The sequence below is a fragment of the Anoxybacillus ayderensis genome, from assembly GCF_000833605.1.
Lineage (GTDB): Bacteria > Bacillota > Bacilli > Bacillales > Anoxybacillaceae > Anoxybacillus > Anoxybacillus ayderensis.
The window spans coordinates 1-20,402 of record NZ_JXTG01000013.1; the positions used below are offsets into that span (position 1 = coordinate 1).

The 20,402-nt window shown below is 39.3% G+C and carries 20 protein-coding genes and 1 pseudogene; 17 read left to right on the plus strand and 4 right to left on the minus strand.

Going from position 1 to position 20,402, the window contains the following annotated elements; genetic code table 11:
* The 14 genes and pseudogenes from JV16_RS15565 to JV16_RS15300 form a co-directional block, all read left to right on the plus strand.
* A pseudogene (locus JV16_RS15565) lies at positions 1-184 on the plus strand (transposase); the annotation flags it as partial.
* A 1,163-nt stretch (positions 185-1,347) separates the two neighbouring features.
* A complete protein-coding gene (locus JV16_RS10705; RefSeq protein WP_244463827.1) occupies positions 1,348-3,549 on the plus strand; it encodes a copper-translocating P-type ATPase in 2,202 nt (733 codons plus the stop codon).
* Positions 3,550-3,552: 3 nt separating this feature from the next.
* Complete coding sequence (locus JV16_RS10710; RefSeq protein ID WP_042535788.1) at positions 3,553-3,933, plus strand: cupredoxin domain-containing protein; 381 nt, start codon at positions 3,553-3,555, stop codon at positions 3,931-3,933.
* A gap of 159 nt (positions 3,934-4,092) precedes the next feature.
* Positions 4,093-4,284 carry a DUF2933 domain-containing protein gene (locus JV16_RS10715; RefSeq protein ID WP_035021201.1) on the plus strand — a complete coding sequence of 64 codons (192 nt, stop codon included), beginning with the start codon at positions 4,093-4,095 and terminating at the stop codon, positions 4,282-4,284.
* Positions 4,285-4,418: 134 nt separating this feature from the next.
* On the plus strand, positions 4,419-4,802 hold the full coding sequence (locus JV16_RS10720; protein ID WP_042535852.1) for a DUF302 domain-containing protein: 384 nt from the start codon (positions 4,419-4,421) through the stop codon (positions 4,800-4,802).
* A 130-nt stretch (positions 4,803-4,932) separates the two neighbouring features.
* Positions 4,933-6,231 carry a cell wall-binding repeat-containing protein gene (locus tag JV16_RS10725; protein WP_420864994.1) on the plus strand — a complete coding sequence of 433 codons (1,299 nt, stop codon included), beginning with the start codon at positions 4,933-4,935 and terminating at the stop codon, positions 6,229-6,231.
* 379 nt (positions 6,232-6,610) lie between these two features.
* On the plus strand, positions 6,611-6,850 hold the full coding sequence (locus JV16_RS10730) for a hypothetical protein (RefSeq protein WP_042535791.1): 240 nt from the start codon (positions 6,611-6,613) through the stop codon (positions 6,848-6,850).
* A gap of 221 nt (positions 6,851-7,071) precedes the next feature.
* The gene (locus tag JV16_RS10735) at positions 7,072-8,472 is read left to right on the plus strand and encodes a sensor histidine kinase (protein WP_042535793.1); all 1,401 of its coding nucleotides are present in this window, start codon (positions 7,072-7,074) and stop codon (positions 8,470-8,472) included.
* Positions 8,450-9,121, plus strand: a complete 672-nt coding sequence (locus tag JV16_RS10740; protein ID WP_042535794.1) for a response regulator transcription factor — start codon at positions 8,450-8,452, stop codon at positions 9,119-9,121. Before JV16_RS10735 ends, JV16_RS10740 begins: the two co-directional genes overlap by 23 nt.
* An 11-nt stretch (positions 9,122-9,132) precedes the next feature.
* Positions 9,133-9,687, plus strand: a complete 555-nt coding sequence (locus JV16_RS10745; RefSeq protein ID WP_042535795.1) for a TVP38/TMEM64 family protein — start codon at positions 9,133-9,135, stop codon at positions 9,685-9,687.
* A gap of 93 nt (positions 9,688-9,780) precedes the next feature.
* Entirely contained in the window at positions 9,781-10,761 is a 981-nt protein-coding gene (locus tag JV16_RS10750; protein WP_042535797.1) for a F510_1955 family glycosylhydrolase, read from the plus strand.
* Between the two features lie 111 nt (positions 10,762-10,872).
* The gene (locus tag JV16_RS10755; protein WP_042535799.1) at positions 10,873-11,601 is read left to right on the plus strand and encodes an urease accessory protein UreH domain-containing protein; all 729 of its coding nucleotides are present in this window, start codon (positions 10,873-10,875) and stop codon (positions 11,599-11,601) included.
* A 24-nt stretch (positions 11,602-11,625) separates the two neighbouring features.
* The gene (locus JV16_RS10760; RefSeq protein WP_042535801.1) at positions 11,626-11,826 is read left to right on the plus strand and encodes an SHOCT domain-containing protein; all 201 of its coding nucleotides are present in this window, start codon (positions 11,626-11,628) and stop codon (positions 11,824-11,826) included.
* 173 nt (positions 11,827-11,999) lie between these two features.
* The gene (locus JV16_RS15300) at positions 12,000-13,238 is read left to right on the plus strand and encodes a TlpA disulfide reductase family protein (RefSeq protein WP_244463828.1); all 1,239 of its coding nucleotides are present in this window, start codon (positions 12,000-12,002) and stop codon (positions 13,236-13,238) included.
* 78 nt (positions 13,239-13,316) lie between these two features.
* Here JV16_RS15300 and JV16_RS10770 read toward each other — a convergent pair whose 3' ends face one another.
* Positions 13,317-14,024 carry a cytochrome c biogenesis protein CcdA gene (locus JV16_RS10770; RefSeq protein ID WP_042535803.1) on the minus strand — a complete coding sequence of 236 codons (708 nt, stop codon included), beginning with the start codon at positions 14,022-14,024 and terminating at the stop codon, positions 13,317-13,319.
* A 187-nt stretch (positions 14,025-14,211) separates the two neighbouring features.
* On the opposite strand from JV16_RS10770, the gene JV16_RS10775 reads away from it, so the two are divergent.
* Genes JV16_RS10775 through copZ form a run of 3 tightly spaced genes read left to right on the plus strand, consistent with a single transcriptional unit; the run spans position 14,212 to position 17,162 of the window.
* Entirely contained in the window at positions 14,212-14,523 is a 312-nt protein-coding gene (locus JV16_RS10775; protein ID WP_042535805.1) for a metal-sensing transcriptional repressor, read from the plus strand.
* Between the two features lie 17 nt (positions 14,524-14,540).
* Positions 14,541-16,937 (plus strand): heavy metal translocating P-type ATPase, encoded by a 2,397-nt coding sequence (locus tag JV16_RS10780; protein ID WP_042535807.1) that lies wholly within the window; start codon positions 14,541-14,543, stop codon positions 16,935-16,937.
* A 21-nt stretch (positions 16,938-16,958) separates the two neighbouring features.
* Positions 16,959-17,162, plus strand: coding sequence for a copper chaperone CopZ (copZ, locus tag JV16_RS10785; RefSeq protein ID WP_042535809.1), 204 nt, complete (start codon positions 16,959-16,961; stop codon positions 17,160-17,162).
* A gap of 52 nt (positions 17,163-17,214) precedes the next feature.
* On the opposite strand, the gene JV16_RS15305 is transcribed toward copZ, so the two are convergent.
* The 3 genes from JV16_RS15305 to JV16_RS10795 form a co-directional block, all read right to left on the minus strand.
* Complete coding sequence (locus JV16_RS15305; RefSeq protein WP_077428960.1) at positions 17,215-17,562, minus strand: four-helix bundle copper-binding protein; 348 nt, start codon at positions 17,560-17,562, stop codon at positions 17,215-17,217.
* A gap of 147 nt (positions 17,563-17,709) precedes the next feature.
* Entirely contained in the window at positions 17,710-19,287 is a 1,578-nt protein-coding gene (locus JV16_RS10790) for a multicopper oxidase family protein (protein ID WP_042535811.1), read from the minus strand.
* Positions 19,288-19,436: 149 nt separating this feature from the next.
* Positions 19,437-20,309 carry a C39 family peptidase gene (locus JV16_RS10795; RefSeq protein WP_042411611.1) on the minus strand — a complete coding sequence of 291 codons (873 nt, stop codon included), beginning with the start codon at positions 20,307-20,309 and terminating at the stop codon, positions 19,437-19,439.
* Positions 20,310-20,402 lie beyond the last annotated feature (93 nt).

The following is a 20,402-nucleotide window of genomic DNA, read 5'->3' on the forward strand; positions in this document are numbered from 1 at the left end:
GGAGTTGTATGAACGAAGAAAAGAGACAATCGAACGAAATTTTGCAGATTTGAAAGAGAAGCATGGTCTGCGCTGGACAAATTACCGTGGATTGGAAAGAAACCAGATGCAGGCGATGCTTGTTTGTGCTGCGATGAATTTAAAGAAATTAGCAAACTACCTATGGAGAATGGGCACCTCTCCTCTTTTTCAATTATGTATGTCGTTATTTTCGTCGGTTCATCAAGGAAAACAAATATCAAAATGGAACAAAATGGTTGTAAAACAACTGTCTTACAACCATTTTGTCAACAGTCTGAAAGGTTTTAACCTTTTGTTTGACCAAAAAATAAAGCTTGGTTCGTGGCAAGAATATTTAAAAATGAGAGAAATCATTTTAGATTTTAATGATAAATATAGAAACTTACTATCAAAGGACCTTGGTGCAGTAGGAGGACTCCTGTTTGAAATTGGAACGGGAAGATTAGTCATTAGTGAAAACTATGAAATCACATTAGAAAATATGGAAAAGCAAACAAAAGCAAAAATGAAACGTCATTCTGAAGTGATAAATGATGCTATCGAGGAAAATGACCACTCGGAAATGCAATATCATTTAGCAAGATTAGGGAAAGCGCTTGGTTATGATGTATGGATTGCTCAAAATGATCATAAGAGAGAGTGGAATAATCAAAAGTTAGGGGAATTTTCCTTAAAACGCTTAAATTTGCCCAATATCTCTCAGTCAATAAAGGAAACCATTGCTCTCATTGATGTCATTTGGTTGGACAAAAAAGAAAGAATTGTTGGTGCATTTGAGGTTGAAAAAAGTACATCTATCTATTCTGGGATTTTAAGACTCTATGACTTGGCTTTAACTATGAGTGAAAATCAAACTAAGTTTTATTTAGTTGCTCCGGATAAACGCGAGAAAGAAATTAAAGCACAACTTTTAAGGCCGTCCATTCGACATTCAAATGCCTGTCAAATTTCTTACATTTTATTTTCTGAACTCCGATGTGATTGTGATGCGATGTGCAAATTTGGGACTGACATAGGTGTTTTAGACAAAATTTCAAGAAATGTTGGATAAGTATCTAAACGTTTCACTCGGTTGGATAAAAATCAGTTACGTTTCATTGGTTACTGGTCAACAAGAAGCATGAAGCGAAACGACAGTCCACTATGGAGCCGTGTGCGGCGTCGACAAATCAAAACCGTGATGAAAACAATCATCTTTTTTACAGTTAAATGCGTTCATCAGGATTCAGGTGTCACCTAATTTTCTGAATTTCTCCATAGAATCTCCATATTTTATTTTTAACATGATCATATAAAGAAAGAAAATTTGTTCACGGAGGGGAATTTATGAAGGGGAATAAACATATTTCTAGCACCCATAACAAAAATCATCACCATGACCACCATCATCATGATCATGGTCATCATCACGCTCACCATCAAGAGAAACATTCATGTCATCACGAATCCAACACTTTCAGTTCTAGCTCGATGCACTCGGATACCTCACATCAAACAGAAGAGAGAGAAAAACACGAAGATGATGAACAATTGTATCGAAAACTAATGAAAAAATGGTGGTTTGCCGGAATATTGTCGGTTCCTATTATATTGGTATCTTATCCAGATTTTTTTCCAATCATAAGAAATTTGTTGCCTATGGGAAGCAGTCAACTCTGGTTTAGCAGACTGCTCATGGCAGTAGTAGCCTTAATTGTGATGATTTATAGCGGAAGCCAGTTTTTCATTGGGGCATGGGAAGGATTAAAACAACGTTCAGCCAATATGCATACACTGATTGCCATCGGGATCAGTGCGGCATGGATTTATTCGGTTGTCGCCTTGCTTTGGCCGGACTTATTTCCAGATCCATCGATGGCGGAAGTGTATTACGATGTTTCAACGGTTGTCACGGCGTTAGTTGTATTAGGAATGGCGATGGAAGAAAAAGCGAAGGGCAAATCATCTGAAGCGATTAGAAGACTCATTGGTTTACAACCTAAGACGGCTCGGGTGTTAAGAGAAGGAGTCGAAACAGAAATTCCTATATCGCAAATTCAGATCGGGGATATCGTTGTTGTACGGCCCGGTGAAAAGATACCAGTGGACGGGATAATTCTTGACGGAAGTTCAACTGTTGATGAATCGATGTTGACCGGCGAATCGTTGCCTGTACAGAAAGTTCAAGGAGACGAAGTATTTGGCGGCACGATGAATAAAACAGGGAGCTTTACATTTCAGGTGACAAAGTCACCGGATGATACCGCATTATCTAATATCATCAACATGGTGAAGCAAGCTCAAGCCTCCCGTATCCCTGTTCAACGAATTGTTGATAAAGTTTCTGAGATTTTTACTCCGAGTGTAATCATTTTAGCTATCATTGGGTACTTAATTTGGTTTAATTTCGGTCCTTCACCTTCAAGTATGTATGCTCTAATTGTTTTAGTGACGACGCTCATTATTGCCTGTCCTTGTGCATTAGGAATGGCCACTCCTATGTCTTTAACAACCGGGATAGGCAAAGGAGCGGAAAACGGGATTCTCATCCGTTCCGGCGAAGCGCTGCAAATCGCCCAGAAATTAACGACCATCGTTTTAGATAAGACGGGGACGATCACCATGGGCAAACCTTCATTAACCGATGTGATCGCCGTTGGTTCCCTCAAAGAAAAAGAATTAATTTATTTCGCAGCAACGCTCGAACAAGGATCGGAACATCCGTTAGCAAGTGCAATACTTGAAGCAGCTAAAGAGAAAAATATATTGCTGGGAAAAACCGAGAATTTTGAAGCTATACCGGGGCATGGCGTGCAAGGATGGATTGATGGCCACCATGTTCTATTCGGAAACTTAAAACTCATGAAGAAAGGCAACATTGCAACAGAAGCCTATATACAACATGCCGAAAGATTGGCGGACGAAGGAAAAACACCTATGTTTTTGGCGGTTGATGGAAAACCGGAAGGAGTCATCTCCGTAGCGGATACGGTGAAACAAGATTCTTTAGAGGCAATTACGGCAATGAAAAACATCGGATTAGAGGTGATCATGGTTACGGGGGATAATGAGCGAACGGCGCGTGCAATCGCGAAAAAAGTAGGGATTACCAATGTCATCTCCGATGTGCTTCCGCAGAATAAAGCAGAAATTGTTCGGAAACTGCAAGCAGATGGAAAAAAAGTAGCGATGGTGGGAGACGGAATCAATGATGCCCCGGCACTTACGCAGGCAGATATTGGAATGGCAATTGGAACCGGTACGGATGTAGCGATTGAAGTGAGTGATATTACCCTTGTTAAAGGAAGTTTAAAATCGGTAGTGCAGGCGATTCAAATTAGTCGGGCAACGATGAGAAATGTATATCAAAATTTATTTGGTGCGTTCATTTATAATACACTAGGCATCCCAATCGCTCTTGGCGTGCTCTATCCATTGACCGGTTCATTATTGTCTCCGCTTGTAGCCGCAGCGGCAATGGCGTTTAGCTCTGTTACAGTTGTGGCAAACGCCAATCGCCTGAAACGTTTTAAACCAAAGGAGGTATGATTGATGGATATGACTCAAATGATCGTTAATGTGAGTGGGCTGCTCCTTATTGTTTTCGTTGCTTGGTTTTTCTGGGGGCCTAAAAAGGGCGGATACAAAGCTACCTTCACCCCATCTGGATATCAAGAAGCAGAAATAATCGTCAAAGGTGGCTATACTCCACACATTGTTATAGTAAAAAAAGGAAAGCCGGTGAAGTTTCAATTTATTCGCAAAGAGGAAAACTCTTGTTCGGAAATGGTTGTATTTCCTGAATTCAATAAAAGTGCGGCTCTCCCTGTTGGGGAAAAGGTGACGGTTGAATTTCTGCCAAAAGAAAGCGGAGAATATTCGTTTCAATGTCAAATGGGGATGTATCGCGGGAAAGTAGTTGTCGAGGATTAAAAGATGACATAGTGGTTTTTTCATCGTCTTTGGCGAGGAGACCCCCACTTCAACGACCAAAGGGAGTAAGTGGGAGGTCAACTACCCCCACTTAGCTAACGCTTGAAGTGGGGGTAGTTGACAAAAGCTATAAACTAAGCGGAAGAGGAGAGAGACGGAATGAATTGGGCTAATCTTTTAATATTGTTACTATGTCCTTTAATGATGCTATTTTGTATGAGAGGACATAAGCATCATAAACATCATGATCATCATTCTTCTGATCATCATTCCATCAAGGAATTACAGGATCAGATTACAAAATTACAGACAGACAATGAACGATTAAAGGAACAATTAAAAAGTAGATGAGTGGTGAGAAGTGTGTACTAAAAGTGCTCGCTTTTAGTACGCACTTGGCTTTTATGTTATATTATTATTAAGTTTTACATACAACTAAGTGGAATAGCATACAAAAATATGTTGGAGAAAGGTGGTTGATGAAAGTGTTTCATTATACGGTTGAAGTACAAAAGGAAATGAATGAAACGATGGAAATATTGGAGGAGAGTTTAAAAAGAGAAGGATTCGGAGTTTTGTGGAAATTTAGCGTCACGGAAAAGCTTCAAGAAAAAGGATTCGATTTTCAAACACCGTTTGTGATTTTGGAAGTATGCAATCCTCAAGAGGCAGCGCGTGTACTTTCTGAAAATTTATTGGCAGGTTATTTTTTGCCATGCAAAATCGTGGTGTATAAAGAAAATGAAACGACAAAAATTGGGATGCCAAAACCAACCATGTTGATCAGCATGATGAATAATGAACAATTGGAACACTTAGCCGAGGATATTGAAAAAAGATTGATATCCTGCATCAATGAGTGTAAATAAAATAAAGTGAAAATCACATTGTTTTTTGATAAAAAGCCTTTTATTATGGAATTTGGGAAAAGTTTAAAAGTAATAACAAATGGGGATAAATACAATAAAGAAAAGATTCTTTCAGGGAGGATTACACATGATCAGTAAATTACTTAGGGGAGTCCTAGTAGCTGTGCTACCTATCTTTATCATTACCGGATGTAACAATCAAAACAATGACCATAATCAGATGAATCATGATTCGAAAGAAATGGATCATGCAAATATGAATCATGAAGATATGGATATGTCCGCCAATGATAAAGACAAAGATAACAAAACAAATGAAATGGAGTTCGCGAAGCCGCCAAACTCATTCAACCGTTTAGCAAGCCAAAACATCATGATAACAGCGACGAAAAACGTTACTCGTATCAACACGGATGATCCTATTGAGTTATCCGTCATGGTTTCACAAACGGTTTGGCCTGCCACTCATAAAGAAAACCAGCCCGGCGGAATTATTTTAGTGCCCGTTGAAAGTTGGCAAATCGCATTGGCAAGTGTAGACTTAATTCATCATCCGAACAACGGCCCTGTTTTGTTTACAAAAGATCAAAAAATACCGGATGCCGTCTTAAAGGAAATAAACCGTCTTCAACCTTTAGGCACAGCTGACGGTACGCAAATTATGGTGATGGGAAATCTCAAGAAAAGCGAACTAGATAAATTAAAGAATTTTAAGATGAAACAAATTAGTGAAACAGATCCAGCTGCGTTTGCGAAAGAAATTGACCAATTTTACAGCGACATTGCCGGCAAGACTCCACAAAGTGTGATTATTGGTTCTTTGGAAGATAAGGCGAAATTGTACACTCTTATAGCTGCCAATTGGATTGCCCACATGGAAGAACCGTTACTGTACGTCTCTTCGAATGAAATTCCACAGCCAACAAAAGAGGCGTTACAGCAAAGAAAAGGAAAAGCAAATATATATCTTTTAGGTCCCGAATCAGTAATCTCTAAAGAAGTGGAAAACGAACTAAAATCATTTGGCACTGTTGTCCGAATCGCAGGCGATACACCGGTGCAGCAATCCGTTTCTTTTGCTACCTACAAAGATGAAAAAACGAAGTTTGGTTGGGGGCTAAATGATCCGGGACATGGCGTATCATTTATTTCAACGAAAACCCCTGAACTAGCGATTGCGGCTGCACCGTTTTCTCATCTAGGAAAACACGCACCTTTAATATGGCTAGAGAATGGAGCATTAACAAAGGACGTATACGAATTTTTAGCCCGTTTAAAACCAACTTTTACGGATGATCCAACAGTGGGACCGTATAACCATGCATTTTTATCTGGTACATTCCGTTCCATCTCTTATCAAACACAAGGAATTATTGACGAAAAGCTCGAAATTGTTCCGGCAACCGGAGAAGGACATGCAGGGCATTAGAAGCACGTAAATCTATATACGCAAAACAGCTTGCAAGCCGAGCAAGCTGTTTTTTTTATTTTTGAAACTTGTGGTGTTAATATGATGATGCAAACATATGGCATTCAACTAACATCAAAGGTTCTTGAATTATTCGCATATCATCACATACAACTTCTACAAGCTAATTTGTAATGATTCATGTTGTTTAAGAAACATGTAAGCAACAAAGTATGATTATGATGACAGAGCCATTAGGCCATTAGAAATTCTAATCGATTTTTGAAAATATCTAATTACTAATGATAATTCGCGACAAAAATTTGTAAATGTTTATGAACACTTTCTCCATACTTTTTCTTTATTCTAAAACCAGAATAAGAATGGAGGTGTTGAAAAAATGAAAAAACTTATTTCAGGTTTGTTCGTCCTTGTTTCAGCTTTTGTATTAGCTACAGCTGTTTTTGCAGCAAATAAAAATGATAATAATGATTGGAAAGAAATGTTGCCAATGATGAAACAAATGCATCCAAACTTCTCAGAGGAACAATTACAAAAAATGTATGAACAGTGTCGAAATACTAAAAATATGGATCAAATGATGGAACATATGATGAATAATAGCAAAACGAATCAATAAATGATGAAACAAGGATATATGATGTAAAGATCAGTTATTGAAACACTGTAGGCTTAAAACTACAGTGTTTTTTTCGTCCGCCTATTGTTGTATGATATTTGCAAGGCAATATTCGTGTGTATTTTTCACTGTAAAATCCATCGATTCTGCAAATTTATGTCGTAAAATAAAAAGCGCTCTACATAAAAGTAATAATGAGCTCTTATAAGGAAGGGACAAAAGTGCGAAAAATTTCGTTTAAGTTAGGGCTATTATTTTTTGTCTTTGTGTTAGGAATCGAAACGGTTTTATTTGCGTCGTTATATGTGACACTCGTTAACGCTAGAATTAATGAAGAATTTGAGCAGCTGTTAGCGAGAGGGAACAATCACCGTGATGTATTGGAAAAAAGCTATCACCCTTCTACGTTAGAACATGTCACCATGATGGAGTCGGAAGCGGAGACGGATGTTGTCATTACAGATTCAAAAGGGAATATTTTGTATTTTTCCGATCACATTTTACCGTTTGCCAAAAAAATCATTCCGTATGCCGATGTCCACCACATTCCTCACAGCGGGATGGTTGTGCAAAACAACTGGAAAAAAGAATCGTATATCGCTACCGCCAGCCCGATTCGGATTGACGGCAAGATCAAAGGGTATGTCTATATGTTTCAGCATACGGCTTCCATTCAAAACATGATTTATAAGTTAAAGCATCATTTCCTTATGGTTGGAATTCTTTCCGTATTTTTAACGATTATTACGATTGCTTTCTTGTCAAGAATCATTACGATTCCGCTCATTCGGATGAAACAAGCGACCGAAAAACTGAGCAAGGGGGACTTTTCTGTCCGCCTGCAAGTAAAGGGAGAAGATGAGTTGGCACAGTTAGGAAAAGCGATTCAAACATTGGCAAAGGATTTAGAATACTTAAAAAAAGAAAGAAACGAATTTCTCGCTAGTATTTCTCATGAACTTCGTACTCCGCTCACGTATGTCAAAGGATATGCGGACATTGCAAGAAGGCCAACGCTCGAGGAGGAAGAAAGAGCAAAATATTTGTCCATTATTTATGAGGAAGCAGAGCATATGCAAAAGTTAGTGAAAGACTTGTTTGAGCTCGCGAAAATGGATCAACATTCGTTTCAAATCGAGAAAGAGCCAACTCCACTGTGCCTTTTTTTAAAAAAAATATACGTGAAAATGTATCCCGCGTTTCAGACGAAAAATATGTCGCTTGTCTACCGCTGTGATGAAGACATTACTGTCCATATTGATCGACAGCGTTTTGAGCAAGTGATGATGAATCTTTTGGACAATGCGTTAAAATATTCTCATCAAGGTTCTACCGTTTCCATTGATGTAAGAATGGAGAAAAAGAACGTGATGATCATGATTTCCGACGAAGGAATAGGAATTCCTGAAGCAGATTTGCCGCATATTTTTGAACGATTTTACAGGGTGGATAAATCAAGATCGAGAACAGGCGGAGGGACGGGATTAGGCTTGGCGATTGTGAAAGAAATTGTCGAAGCGCACGGCGGTTCGATTTACGCAACGAGCCAATGTAGAAAAGGGACGACGATGATCATTACGTTACCGAAGGGAGATGAACATGTACACGATATTACTAGTTGATGACGAAAAACGAATGTTGGATTTATTAGAGCTGTATCTTATCCCGAACGGGTACCGTTGTGTGAAATGCGAGTCAGGGGTAGCGGCGATCCGCTATTTAGAAAGTAATAAAGCGGATCTCGTTTTGCTTGATGTGATGATGCCAGAGATGGACGGATGGGAAACGTGCAAACAAATACGAGAGTTTTCGGACGTTCCGATTATTATGGTCACCGCAAGAGGGGAAACGACAGACGTTGTCCAAGGGTTGAAAATTGGAGCAGATGATTATATTACAAAACCATTTGACGAATCTGAGCTGCTCGCTCGGATCGAAGCGGTATTGCGCCGTTCTGTAGGAAAACAAGCGAAACTGGAGTTTAACGGCTTAGTTTGGGATGAAGCGCAGCATAAAGTTCAATACGCTGGGCACGATATTTTTCTCACGCCAAAAGAGTTTGCCATTTTAGGACTTTTTCTCAAAAATCCAAACAGGGTATTTAGCCGAGAGCAACTCATCGTGACATTATGGGGATATAACGCCAATACGGAAGAACGAACTGTCGATTCACATGTAAAAAATATTCGCGAGAAGCTCCGCCAAGCCGGTTTTCCGATCGATCAATTTCTGCAAACCGTTTGGGGTGTAGGATATAAATGGGGGGGATAAGGTAAAAAGAAATGGAAGAGAAGCTCATTACATTGTTTCATACATATGAAAGCGTTGCTTATCTCATTAGTATTGCGATCAATATTGTGATCAGTATTTTAGGCGTTGTACCGAGCGTATTTCTCACTGCAGCTAACTTGGCGGTATTCGGTTTTTGGAAAGGCACCCTTTTATCGTTTGTAGGGGAAGCTGTTGGGGCGATTGTTTCTTTCGTTTTATATCGAAAAGGATTTCACAAACTTTCGGAAACGAAATGGTTTTCCTATCCGAAAGTGAAACGTTTGCTTGAGGCAGAAGGGGTAGAAGCCTTTTCGCTTATTTTGTCTTTGCGTCTTCTTCCTTTTGTTCCGTCGGGACTTGTGACGTTTGTGGCAGCGATCGGACACACCTCCTTACTGATCTTTATCATTGCCAGCTCGCTTGGAAAGCTGCCAGCACTTTTGTTAGAGGCATATTCGGTTTATCAAGTGATGAATTGGACATGGCAAGGGAAGGTGATATCGACACTTCTATCTGTTTTTTTATTTATATTTACTTGGAAGAAAATCACTCGAAAAAAGGCTTAAACGAATGAAAAAGGGGTTTGCAATTCCATACATTTTGCAAATCTTTCTGTTATAAAATGTGCGAAATCTACATTATACAAAGGAGAGTCGACCATGACAAAAATGACGAAAGCAATCATCATTACATCATCCATTCTTCTTCTAAGCGCTTGTTCATCATCCAACGAAAAAGAGCAGGCCTTTATTACAAGCAAAGAACAAGCAAAATCGAATGTATCTGTTACCAATAATCCTTTCTTTAAAGAAAAGAAAGAAGGAAAGTTCGAACATTTACATGGAATCGGTTATGCAGGCAACCAAAATGCGATTTACTTTGCTACACATGAAGGTTTACTTGTTTACCAAAATAATAAGTGGTATGAAACGATTTCTAATAAGCATGATTATATGGGCTTTTCGGCTACAGACGACGGCTTTTATTCATCAGGGCATCCGGAAGAAGGTTCATCTTTAGGAAATCCACTTGGTCTTGTGAAAAGTTTTGATAATGGACAAACATTGATGAATTTAGGATTTTATAAAGAATCTGATTTTCATTATATGACAGTTGGCTATAAAAGCCATACCATTTATGTTGTGAACGAAGAAGAAAATAAAACGCTCGGACAAGGGGTATTTTACAGTAAAGACGACGGCAAAACGTGGTCGCCAAGTCAATTGAACGGCCTGCCGCAAACTGCAGCGGGAACGATTGCTGCCCATCCAACGGACGAAAATATGGTCGGAATTAGTACATCGGAAGGAATTTTTGTTTCGAGAGATAATGGGAATACGTTTGAACGGTTTACTCGAAACATCAATACGACGACGTTTACGTTCCAAGAAAAATTCATTGTATTTGCAGCTGTAGAGAACGATAAGCCGATCCTAATCAAACAATCATTAGACACAAAACAAGAGGAAGTTCTTTCTGTTCCTGCATTGGATGAAAAAGATCATATCATGTATATCACTTCTAATCCAGCAAATGACAACGAAATAGTGATTGCGACGATGAACGGGGATATTTTTATGACAAAAAATAACGGTTCAAGCTGGACAAAACTAGCATCGAAAGGGAAAATAAATTTTTAATAAAAGACATGCGGAGGCATGTCTTTTTGCTTAAAATATACCACTCCACAATTTCTGCAAAATTCATTGCTACAATATAGACATCAGATAGAGAAGAAGGTGAGAAGAAGGGTGTATTCGTTCTTGAGTCAAATCAGTAACTTTCTAAGTCAACCGTTTCTTAATATGGCAAATAGCATGACAGCGATTCCTATTTTGTCAGCCTTTCTTCTTGGCATCGTGGGAGCGATGGCTCCGTGTCAACTCACTAGTAATTTAGGAGCGATCACATTATACAGTAATCAGTCTTTGCAAAAAGGAATGGCTTGGAAAGAGTTGCTTTTATTTATTTTCGGTAAAATCGTTGCTTTTTCCGGTTTAGGCTTGATTGTCTGGCTCATGGGGAAAGAGATTCAAAGTACGCTAACATTGTATTTTCCGTGGTTAAGAAAGCTTATTGGTCCCATTCTCATTCTTGTAGGCTTATATTTGTTAGGGCTTTTTAAAATGTATTGGAACGTTACCTTGTTCAAAGTGCCTGAGAGATGGCGAAAAGGAAAAATCGGTTCGTTTTTCATGGGATTTGGCTTTTCGTTAGCTTTTTGTCCAACGATGTTTGTGCTGTTTTTTGTCACTCTCATGCCTCTCGTCTATTCAACGTCTTATGGGGTACTATTACCGAGCATCTTTGCCGTTGGAACTTCTGTACCTGTTATTTTCTTTATCTTTATCCTTTGGTACTTAGGATTTAGCGGCACTGTAATGAAAAAAGGAAGACAAGTAGGGGGGATTGTTCAGAAAACAGCCGGAATCGTGATGGTTTTACTTGGTATATTAGATACGATCACTTATTGGTTTTAAAGTTAGGAAAAGGAGGGAAACTCAATGGGAATGTTTGGAGGTTCTTTCATGATGGTTGGGATGATGTTATTTTGGGTTGTATTAATCGCCGTTGGTTATTATCTCTTATATCGTTTTATCAATGGTCGTAAAGAAGAACTCTCTCCGATAGAAATATTGAAAGTACGATTAGCCAAAGGAGAGATCTCTTTAGATGAATTTGAACAGCTATCCAAAAAATTGTAGTCGTTATATTGTATACAGGAGATGCGATTTACCATTGCTCCCCCCTTTTTTCATTTCATATAGATGAATGAAGTTGTTGATTGCATTGTCAACAACTTCTTTTTATCTCCATAATAAATTCATATTTTTTATTTATAATAAGCCAACTACATAAAATTTTGGAGGGATGCGTATTGCAATTCGGCAATATTGTAGTTCAAGGCGAAAATCTTTTGCTCGTAAGCAGCTTACTGATTAGCTATGTTATGTTTTATTACGGCATTAAGATATTAAAAATAGAACGAAACATCATGGATTTAATTTTGAACAGTTTTATTAACGGTGTACTCATTTGGAAATTTAGTTATGTCGTTTTACATCCAAATTCAGTTTTACAAAATCCGATGACAATCCTTTATTTTAACGGGGGATATGTTGGCGTTAGTATGGCGATTGTTTTTATCACGGTCTATACTTGGTTATACGTAAAAAAGCAGAATATTCCTGTGGCTTCTTACACACGAGCAGTAGTTCCGGTATATTTTGGCTATTTTAGTACTTTTGCATGGATTCGAGTAATGGAAAATTCCCAAAATTATTTCATCATTTTGCAAGCAATAGTAGCGATTTGTTTTTTTATAGTAGCATCACGAGTCAAAATTCAAAAAACTTTATTGCAACTTCTTATATGGTTCCATCTCATTCAATTCGAACTAGCCCTGTATAAAAAATATTTTGTAAATACAGGAATCATATCAAAAGAAGTATGGTTGTATGGCTCTCTCGTTATCGTTTTTATATGTATTTCATATTGGTTAGAGAGGCGAGAAAGAGAAGCGGCTCTTGGGGACGAGAACAAGGGGCGGAGAAACGCAATGACCCAACTCGCTTTAGGTGTGATGATGGTAAGTATTGCTGTAGCTTCTATTTTTAACAATCAACAGGAAGAAGGAAAGATCAAACCAAAGCCGGTCGTGTCTACTTCATTGGATTCGGGAAAAATCGGCACGAATAAAGGAGAAGTTGCCCCGGATTTTGAATTACTTTCAATTACAGGGGATAAAATAAAATTGTCTGATTTGCGTGGAAAAACGGTGATATTGAATTTTTGGGCTACTTGGTGTCCGCCTTGTAGAGCTGAAATGCCAGAAATGCAAAAGTTCTACGAAAACAATAAAAATAACAATGTAGAAATTTTAGCAGTCAACTTAACGAATAGCGAAAGAGGTCCTGATGCGGTGAACGATTTTGTGAAAAATAAGGGAGTGACATTTAAAGTTGTGCTTGATGAGCAAGGGGAAATTGGAAATCTATACGGTGCAATAACGATCCCCACTTCGTATGTCATCGATAAAAACGGGGTTATTAGAGATAAGTATATAGGTCCTATGTCTTATGAAACGATGGATCGCATGATCTCGAATATTCAATAAAAACTAAATAATGATCCCCCCTGAGTGGACAGTAACAAGAATTGTTGCTATTCACTCAAGGGGGATTTCGGGAGTATATTAAAAACCTGTGAACCCACCAAACAAACCTGTAAAAAAGGTAATGATCTTTGTCATCCAATCAAAAAACAGCATAATTCCCATGATAATCATAAGAACCCCTCCGACTTTGACGATGACAGCGTTATATCTTTTTATCCAATTCAACTTGCTGATGAAAAATGACATGATGAAAAAAGGTACAGCAAACCCTAATACATATGCGAACATGTACAACATGGCTGCACTCGGTTTGGTAGCTGCTAACGCGATCACTGATACAAGAATTGGACCTGTGCAGGGAGTCCAGCCCGCTGCGAATCCTATGCCAATTAAAATAGAGCCAAAATAACCGGAAGGCTTGTTGCGGAAAACTAACCGTTTATCTTTCATCATAAAGGAAGGTGAAAATACACCTAAAATGACGAGACCAAAAAAGATAATGAACAAGGCACTAATTTGTCTGATTAAATCTTGGTAATTAACGAATAATTTTCCTATTACAGAAGTACCAAAACCAATAGCGATGAAGATGACGGAAAAACCGAGCAAGAAAAAGAATGTATGGAGTATTGCACGTTTTTGAAGAATCCCATTTTCTTTCTTTATTTCATCAACGGATACTCCAGTAATGTAAGATAAAAAAGCTGGATATAGTGGTAAACAACAAGGGGATATAAAAGACAGTAATCCCGCTCCGAAAGCTAGAAATACATTGATATCGTTCATATTGATCGATCCTCTCTCTTCAATCTTAATAACGATACTGTAAAATAAAATTGTGAATTTTTTGTGGAAAATTGGATTTTCCCTACTTAGTGTTTATTATGGATTGTTGGCGAACATGATTTGTGAGATATCCTAGTTGCGATTTATACCCATTACCGGTATAATGTAATTCAAGGAGTGATGTTTTATGAACCATTGTGAAGATCATAATATGGATAAAAAAATGGTTCCACGAACGGAACAGGAAATCGAAAGCATTATCAAGCGCTTGAAGCGCATTGAAGGACAAGTGCGCGGGGTGCAAAAAATGGTCGAAGACGATCGGTATTGCATCGATATTTTAGTGCAAATTTCTGCGATCACGGCAGCGTTAAATAAAGTCGGATTGAATTTGTTAGAACGCCATGTTGGCCATTGTGTATCGAAAGCGATTCGCGAAGGAAGCGGAGAAGAATCCATTCGCGAATTAATGGATGTCATTAAACAGTTCTCAAAGTGAAAGGAGTGGGAAGCATTATGAGTGAACAAAAGCATGTCACACTTAGAGTGACTGGCATGACATGTGCCGCGTGTGCCAATCGGATTGAGAAAGTATTAAATAAGATGGATGGAGTAGAAGCCAATGTCAATTTGGCAATGGAAAAAGCAACGATTAAATATGATCCATCGAAGCAAACGATCGCCGATATCGAAACGAAAATTGAGAATTTGGGGTATGGCGTTGCGACAGAAAAAGTGACGCTTGATATTGAAGGAATGACATGTGCGGCATGTGCGACACGGATTGAAAAAGGGTTAAATCGTATGGAAGGTGTGACAAGCGCTGCTGTAAACTTGGCGACAAACAGTGCTGTTGTCGAATACAAGGAAGGCGTTACATCTGTCGAAGACATTTTAGAAAAAATCAAAAAGCTTGGGTACAAGGGGCAGATTCGAAACGGAGAACAAGATGATGCTAGTCGGAAAGAAGAGCGGTTGAAACAAAAACAACGCCAACTCGCAATTTCCATCATTTTATCGTTGCCACTGCTTTATACGATGATTGCCCATATGCCGTTTGATATAGGCTTGCCGATGCCGCATCTGCTGATGAATCCGTGGTTCCAGCTTCTTTTAGCTACACCCGTTCAGTTCTACATCGGCGGTCCCTTCTATGTCGGGGCGTACCGAGCGTTGCGAAACAAGAGCGCAAACATGGACGTTCTCATAGCGCTTGGAACATCGGCCGCGTACTTTTACAGCTTGTATGAAGCTTTTCGAACGATTGGGAATCCTGAATATATGCCAAGATTATATTTTGAAACGAGCGCCGTCTTGATTACGCTTGTGGTTGTCGGCAAATACTTTGAGGATCTTGCGAAAGGGCGAACAACAGAAGCTATCTCTAAGCTGTTGAGCCTTCAGGCAAAGGAAGCGACTGTCATCCGTAACGGGGAGGAAAGAAAGGTTCCGCTCGAGGAAGTGGTGATCGGCGATACGATTCTTGTCAAGCCAGGAGAAAAAATCCCGGTAGACGGTACGGTCATCGCTGGGGCATCTTCCGTAGATGAATCGATGATTACTGGTGAATCGATTCCAGTTGATAAGAAGGAAGGCGACTATGTGATCGGGGCGACGATGAATACGAATGGCGTACTGACCATTCGCGCAGAAAAAGTAGGGAAAGATACCGCGCTCGCCAATATCATAAAAATCGTCGAAGAAGCGCAAGGTTCGAAAGCTCCGATTCAGCGGATGGCGGACACGATCTCTGGCATTTTCGTCTCGATTGTTGTAGGAATTGCCGTCGTTGCATTCATTATATGGTACTTCTTTGTTGCGCCGGGTGATTTGGCAAAAGCGCTTGAAGTGGCCATCGCCGTTCTTGTCATTGCGTGTCCTTGTGCGCTCGGTCTTGCCACGCCGACATCGATTATGGTCGGTACAGGCAAAGGGGCAGAACAAGGAATTCTCTTTAAAGGAGGTGAGTACCTAGAGGGAACGCATAAAATCAATGCCGTATTACTCGATAAAACAGGAACAGTGACAAAAGGAAAACCGGAAGTGACAGATGTGTTACAATTCCAAGAAAACATGCTTGACTATGCCGTTTCAGCCGAGAGCGCTTCGGAACATCCGTTGGCTCATGCGATTGTTGAATACGGGAAGAAACAAGCAATTTCTATTAAGCCATTGGAGCATTTCTCTGCCATTACCGGCCACGGAATTGAAGCTGTCATTGACGGAAAAAGCATCCTTATTGGAACGCGAAAATTGATGAAGGAGCGCTCTGTAGAGATTTCTGTGCATGAAGATAAAATGGTAGAGCTTGAAAAACAAGGGAAAACAGTCATGCTCGTTGCCATCGATGGACAGCTTGCCGGCATCATTGCTGTCGCGGATACAGTAAAAGAAAGCTCCAAAGAAGCGATTCGAACATTAAAACAAATGGGTATCGAAGTGTACATGGTAACGGGAGACAATAAACGGACAGCGGAAGCGATCGCAAACCAAGTGCACATTGATCATGTCTATGCAGAGGTGCTGCCGGAAGACAAAGCGAAAATCGTCGAGGAATTGCAAAAACAAGGGAAACGAGTCGCGATGGTCGGTGATGGAATTAATGACGCTCCAGCTCTTGCGAAAGCGGATATTGGGATGGCGATTGGCACAGGAGCGGATGTCGCGATCGAAACGGCCGATGTTACCTTGGTCGGTGGGGATTTAGCCCATATTCCGAAAGCGATTGAGTTAAGCCGCAAAACAATGAAAAACATTCGGCAAAATCTGTTCTGGGCTTTGTTCTATAATACAGTTGGCATTCCTGTAGCCGCTCTCGGGCTGTTGGAACCTTGGATCGCTGGGGCAGCGATGGCATTTAGCTCTGTATCGGTTGTGACAAACGCGCTTCGTTTGAAACGCGTGAAAATATAAACATTTAAGGAGGAATGGATGATGACGATTACATTACAAGTACAAGGAATGACATGCGGACATTGCAAAGCAGCGGTGACAAATGCACTTCAAACGTTAGATGGCGTCAGCCGCGTCGAAGTACATTTGCAAGAAGGTACAGTCGATGTAGATTATGATGAAACAAAAGTAAGCGTAGAAAAACTGAAAGAAGCGATTGAAGAGCAAGGATATAATGTGAAGTAACATAAAGAGGGTGTCTCAAAAGTGATCACTTTTGAGACACCCTCAAATAGTATTATGATGACATTTTACGGCATTCTTCAGCACACTGACGGCATAAATTGGCACATTCCTGACAGTGTGTATCTTGGAATTTTGCACATTCAGCGGCACAAGCATCGCAAATTGTCGCGCAAAGTTGGCAAAACTCCTTCGCATACATGCTTCCGCGAGACATCCATTGAGCCGCCATGGCACAAATATCTGCACAATCCCTTAAAATGTTGATACAATGTGTTCTAGCCTGTACGTCAGCTGCTTTTAAACATGAAGTCAGACATTCTTCACACGCTTGCATACATTGGTTGCAAGCATCAATACACGTTTGAAATTGTTGAACTGATGAACTAATAACTGTCGTCATATATAATCCCTCCAATGATTTAAATTCATTATTATTTTTTTCTAACTAAAAAAAATAAACTGGAAATAAAAACAAAAAAATAAGAGGCTGTCTCAAAAGGGTGTTAACCTTTTGAACTCAGCCTCTTTTATTTACTACGATAAGCTGTTATTCACCTTTATTCGTTGTGTCATTCGGATCTGGGGTATAGTCCGATTTGTAATCGGTATATTTTACTTGTGTGACCATTCCGGCTGAAGCATGGTGCAAGTCATGGCAATGGAACATCCAATTTCCCGGATTATCCGCTTTAAACGCGACGACATATTCTTCACCAGGGTTTACATTTAACGAATCCTTTATCAATGGAGAGCCTGTGACTGGCTTGCCGTTTTTGCTTAATACTTGGAAGAAATGGCCGTGTAAATGCATCGGATGGACATCCGTAGGTGAATTGTTCACTATTTTTACTTTTACTAAATCTCCTGTCTTCACATTGATCGGCGCTGTGTCAGGATACGTTTTGCCGTTAATCGTGTAGACCATGCCATCTTTGCCCATGGCTGTTCCTAAATCCATTGTGTACTCTACATCATATTTTTGGTCTAGTGTAAATTGACCTACTTCATATTTTCCGTATGTTGTCATATCCACAACAGGGAGGTTTTCTTTTGCATTTTCTTTATCCGTATTGTTTGTCTGGTCTTCGTATTGAATTTTCACTTTCATGCCATCGGTACCTTCCATATCACCATGACATTCTAGTAACCATTCACCCGGGTTATTCGCGATAAATTCAATATCATAACGTTCACCCGGAGCAATACTTAAAAGTTCATCTTTGATTGGTTGCGGATCTTTTAACGGCTGCCCGTCAGTTGCGACAATTTTAAACTCATGACCATGCAGGTGAAGTTTGTGGACCATGTATCCTGCGTTTACAAGGCGAAGCCGCACTTTTTCGCCTTTCTTCACTTTTAACGGTTGGACAGCAGCCCCGCTTTTTCCGTTAATCGTGAAAATATCGTACATATTCATATCATGGCCCATGCTGTTCATATCCATTTGTTGATTATCAGAGCTATTTCCATTATTCATATTACTATGATCCATTCCACTCATATCCATATTTCCTTCATCCGGATTGCTCATCCATTCATCTAACACAAGTGTATAATCTCGATCGACTTTTTCTTCATTTTTCGGTTCTACGATTAATGTACCGTATAATCCCTTGTCCACTTGCTCGGCGCTTTCTTGATGGGAATGATACCAATACGTTCCCGGCACGGTTGCTGTAAATTCATACGTAAACGTTTCACCCGGTTTAATGGCGTCCATCGTGACACCCGGTACTCCATCTTGGTTATTTGGAACAGGGTAGCCGTGCCAGTGAATCGTGATCGGTTCTGGCAATTCATTTTTTAAAACAATTTTCACATTATCCCCTTGCTTTACGCGGATTTGCGCACCGGGTACCGATCCATTGTACGTGTAGACCGGAAGTTTGACTTGATCATTTATTTGTAATAATGCTTCCTTAGCAGTAAGATTAATCTCTTTACCGGATAAAACTTCTGTATTGGTTGCCAAAGGTAATTGCTGCTTACTGGATTCATTAGAAGTATTTTCTTTTTTTGTATTCATGTTGGACATGTCGTGTCCTTGCATCGAAGAATTATTTGAGCAAGCTGCACCAATCGCAACAACTCCTGCCAAAACAGTTCCTAACAATAATTTCTTCATCGCTTTCCCTCCATAAACTTGTGATGTAAGTCATAGTAACATCATCATAAAAAATAAATGTGCAAAATTTATGGAGAAAAATTATATTTTTTTCACACGAAGTAGTTCGAAGATTAAAATAAAAAAGATAAGCCACTACCTATAACCGGTTAATTGCGGTTATAGGTAATAGCTTGTTTGCCCATTTGTATCCAAGCTTGAATAAATTCAGACTTAGGTGCTTTTTTATTTTTCGTACCTGTCAATGGGTCATTAAAATAAATATATTTCTCATCATATCCGGTGATTAACACGGAATGCTCTCGGTATGTTATTTTTATAGGGCCTTGCGGGGTCTGCCATTCAATAAATTCAGACGGAGGAAGTATACGAAAGGTTGTGTTGGTAATAACCCAAACTGGGGTACCTTCAGACAAATACTTATATATTTCTTCAAATGATTGTCCTGTTAAATCAACGATTTGGTTTGGTAAATAAATCTCGGCTAATTCTTTTATAGGTTTATGATAGACACCATATCCCGGTTTCTTTATTGTATACATGTCACCAACAAACCCTTCATTTGGATGTCCATAAAATACTTTTCCATTATGTATTCGATAAGGGGTTGGATTTTTCTTTATTTGCTTCGCTAGTGTCATCTTGTCTACATTGATTCCCGCGTGATTCAAAAGCATTGCCAGACTTGTTACCTCGCACCCCCTTGGTAGTTCTGGGAGTTGCGAGAAAAGGGGGGCATCAATGAGAGCTGATTTAACCGGGATTTGTTCTTTTGAATGTCTAGATGATGGATTTCTCGCTTCAACTTTATTTTTATATGATGTTTTCTGTACTAGATTGTTTATAGCGTCGACCATATTTTCAGAATTTACATAATGGAAAAATAGAGTTAAAAACAATAGGAAAAAAGCGATATAGGATCCTATTGCTAGTTTATATAACTTCTCATTGGTTGGCTTTCGTAAAAGAAAAATAGAAAGTGAAACAATCATAAAGGCTAAAAAAAGTATAATCCCTAACATGACAGCTGCACCCCTTTGTTAAACTTGCTGTTTTTATATTATCGACTAAATATGCAGAAACAATGGAGATGATTCTTATCATGTAATTATGTA

Excerpts from the sequence above, each read along its gene's own strand:
- JV16_RS10705 (WP_244463827.1), top strand. The coding sequence starts at position 1,348 with ATGAAGGGGAATAAACATATTTCTAGCACCCATAACAAAAATCATCAC.
- JV16_RS10710 (WP_042535788.1), top strand. The coding sequence starts at position 3,553 with ATGGATATGACTCAAATGATCGTTAATGTGAGTGGGCTGCTCCTTATT.
- JV16_RS10715 (WP_035021201.1), top strand. The coding sequence starts at position 4,093 with ATGAATTGGGCTAATCTTTTAATATTGTTACTATGTCCTTTAATGATG.
- JV16_RS10730 (WP_042535791.1), top strand. The coding sequence starts at position 6,611 with ATGAAAAAACTTATTTCAGGTTTGTTCGTCCTTGTTTCAGCTTTTGTA.
- JV16_RS10740 (WP_042535794.1), top strand. The coding sequence starts at position 8,450 with ATGTACACGATATTACTAGTTGATGACGAAAAACGAATGTTGGATTTA.
- JV16_RS10745 (WP_042535795.1), top strand. The coding sequence starts at position 9,133 with ATGGAAGAGAAGCTCATTACATTGTTTCATACATATGAAAGCGTTGCT.
- JV16_RS10750 (WP_042535797.1), top strand. The coding sequence starts at position 9,781 with ATGACAAAAATGACGAAAGCAATCATCATTACATCATCCATTCTTCTT.
- JV16_RS10760 (WP_042535801.1), top strand. The coding sequence starts at position 11,626 with ATGGGAATGTTTGGAGGTTCTTTCATGATGGTTGGGATGATGTTATTT.
- JV16_RS10770 (WP_042535803.1), bottom strand. The coding sequence starts at position 14,024 with ATGAACGATATCAATGTATTTCTAGCTTTCGGAGCGGGATTACTGTCT.
- JV16_RS10775 (WP_042535805.1), top strand. The coding sequence starts at position 14,212 with ATGAACCATTGTGAAGATCATAATATGGATAAAAAAATGGTTCCACGA.
- JV16_RS10780 (WP_042535807.1), top strand. The coding sequence starts at position 14,541 with ATGAGTGAACAAAAGCATGTCACACTTAGAGTGACTGGCATGACATGT.
- copZ (WP_042535809.1), top strand. The coding sequence starts at position 16,959 with ATGACGATTACATTACAAGTACAAGGAATGACATGCGGACATTGCAAA.
- JV16_RS15305 (WP_077428960.1), bottom strand. The coding sequence starts at position 17,562 with ATGACGACAGTTATTAGTTCATCAGTTCAACAATTTCAAACGTGTATT.
- JV16_RS10790 (WP_042535811.1), bottom strand. The coding sequence starts at position 19,287 with ATGAAGAAATTATTGTTAGGAACTGTTTTGGCAGGAGTTGTTGCGATT.
- JV16_RS10795 (WP_042411611.1), bottom strand. The coding sequence starts at position 20,309 with ATGTTAGGGATTATACTTTTTTTAGCCTTTATGATTGTTTCACTTTCT.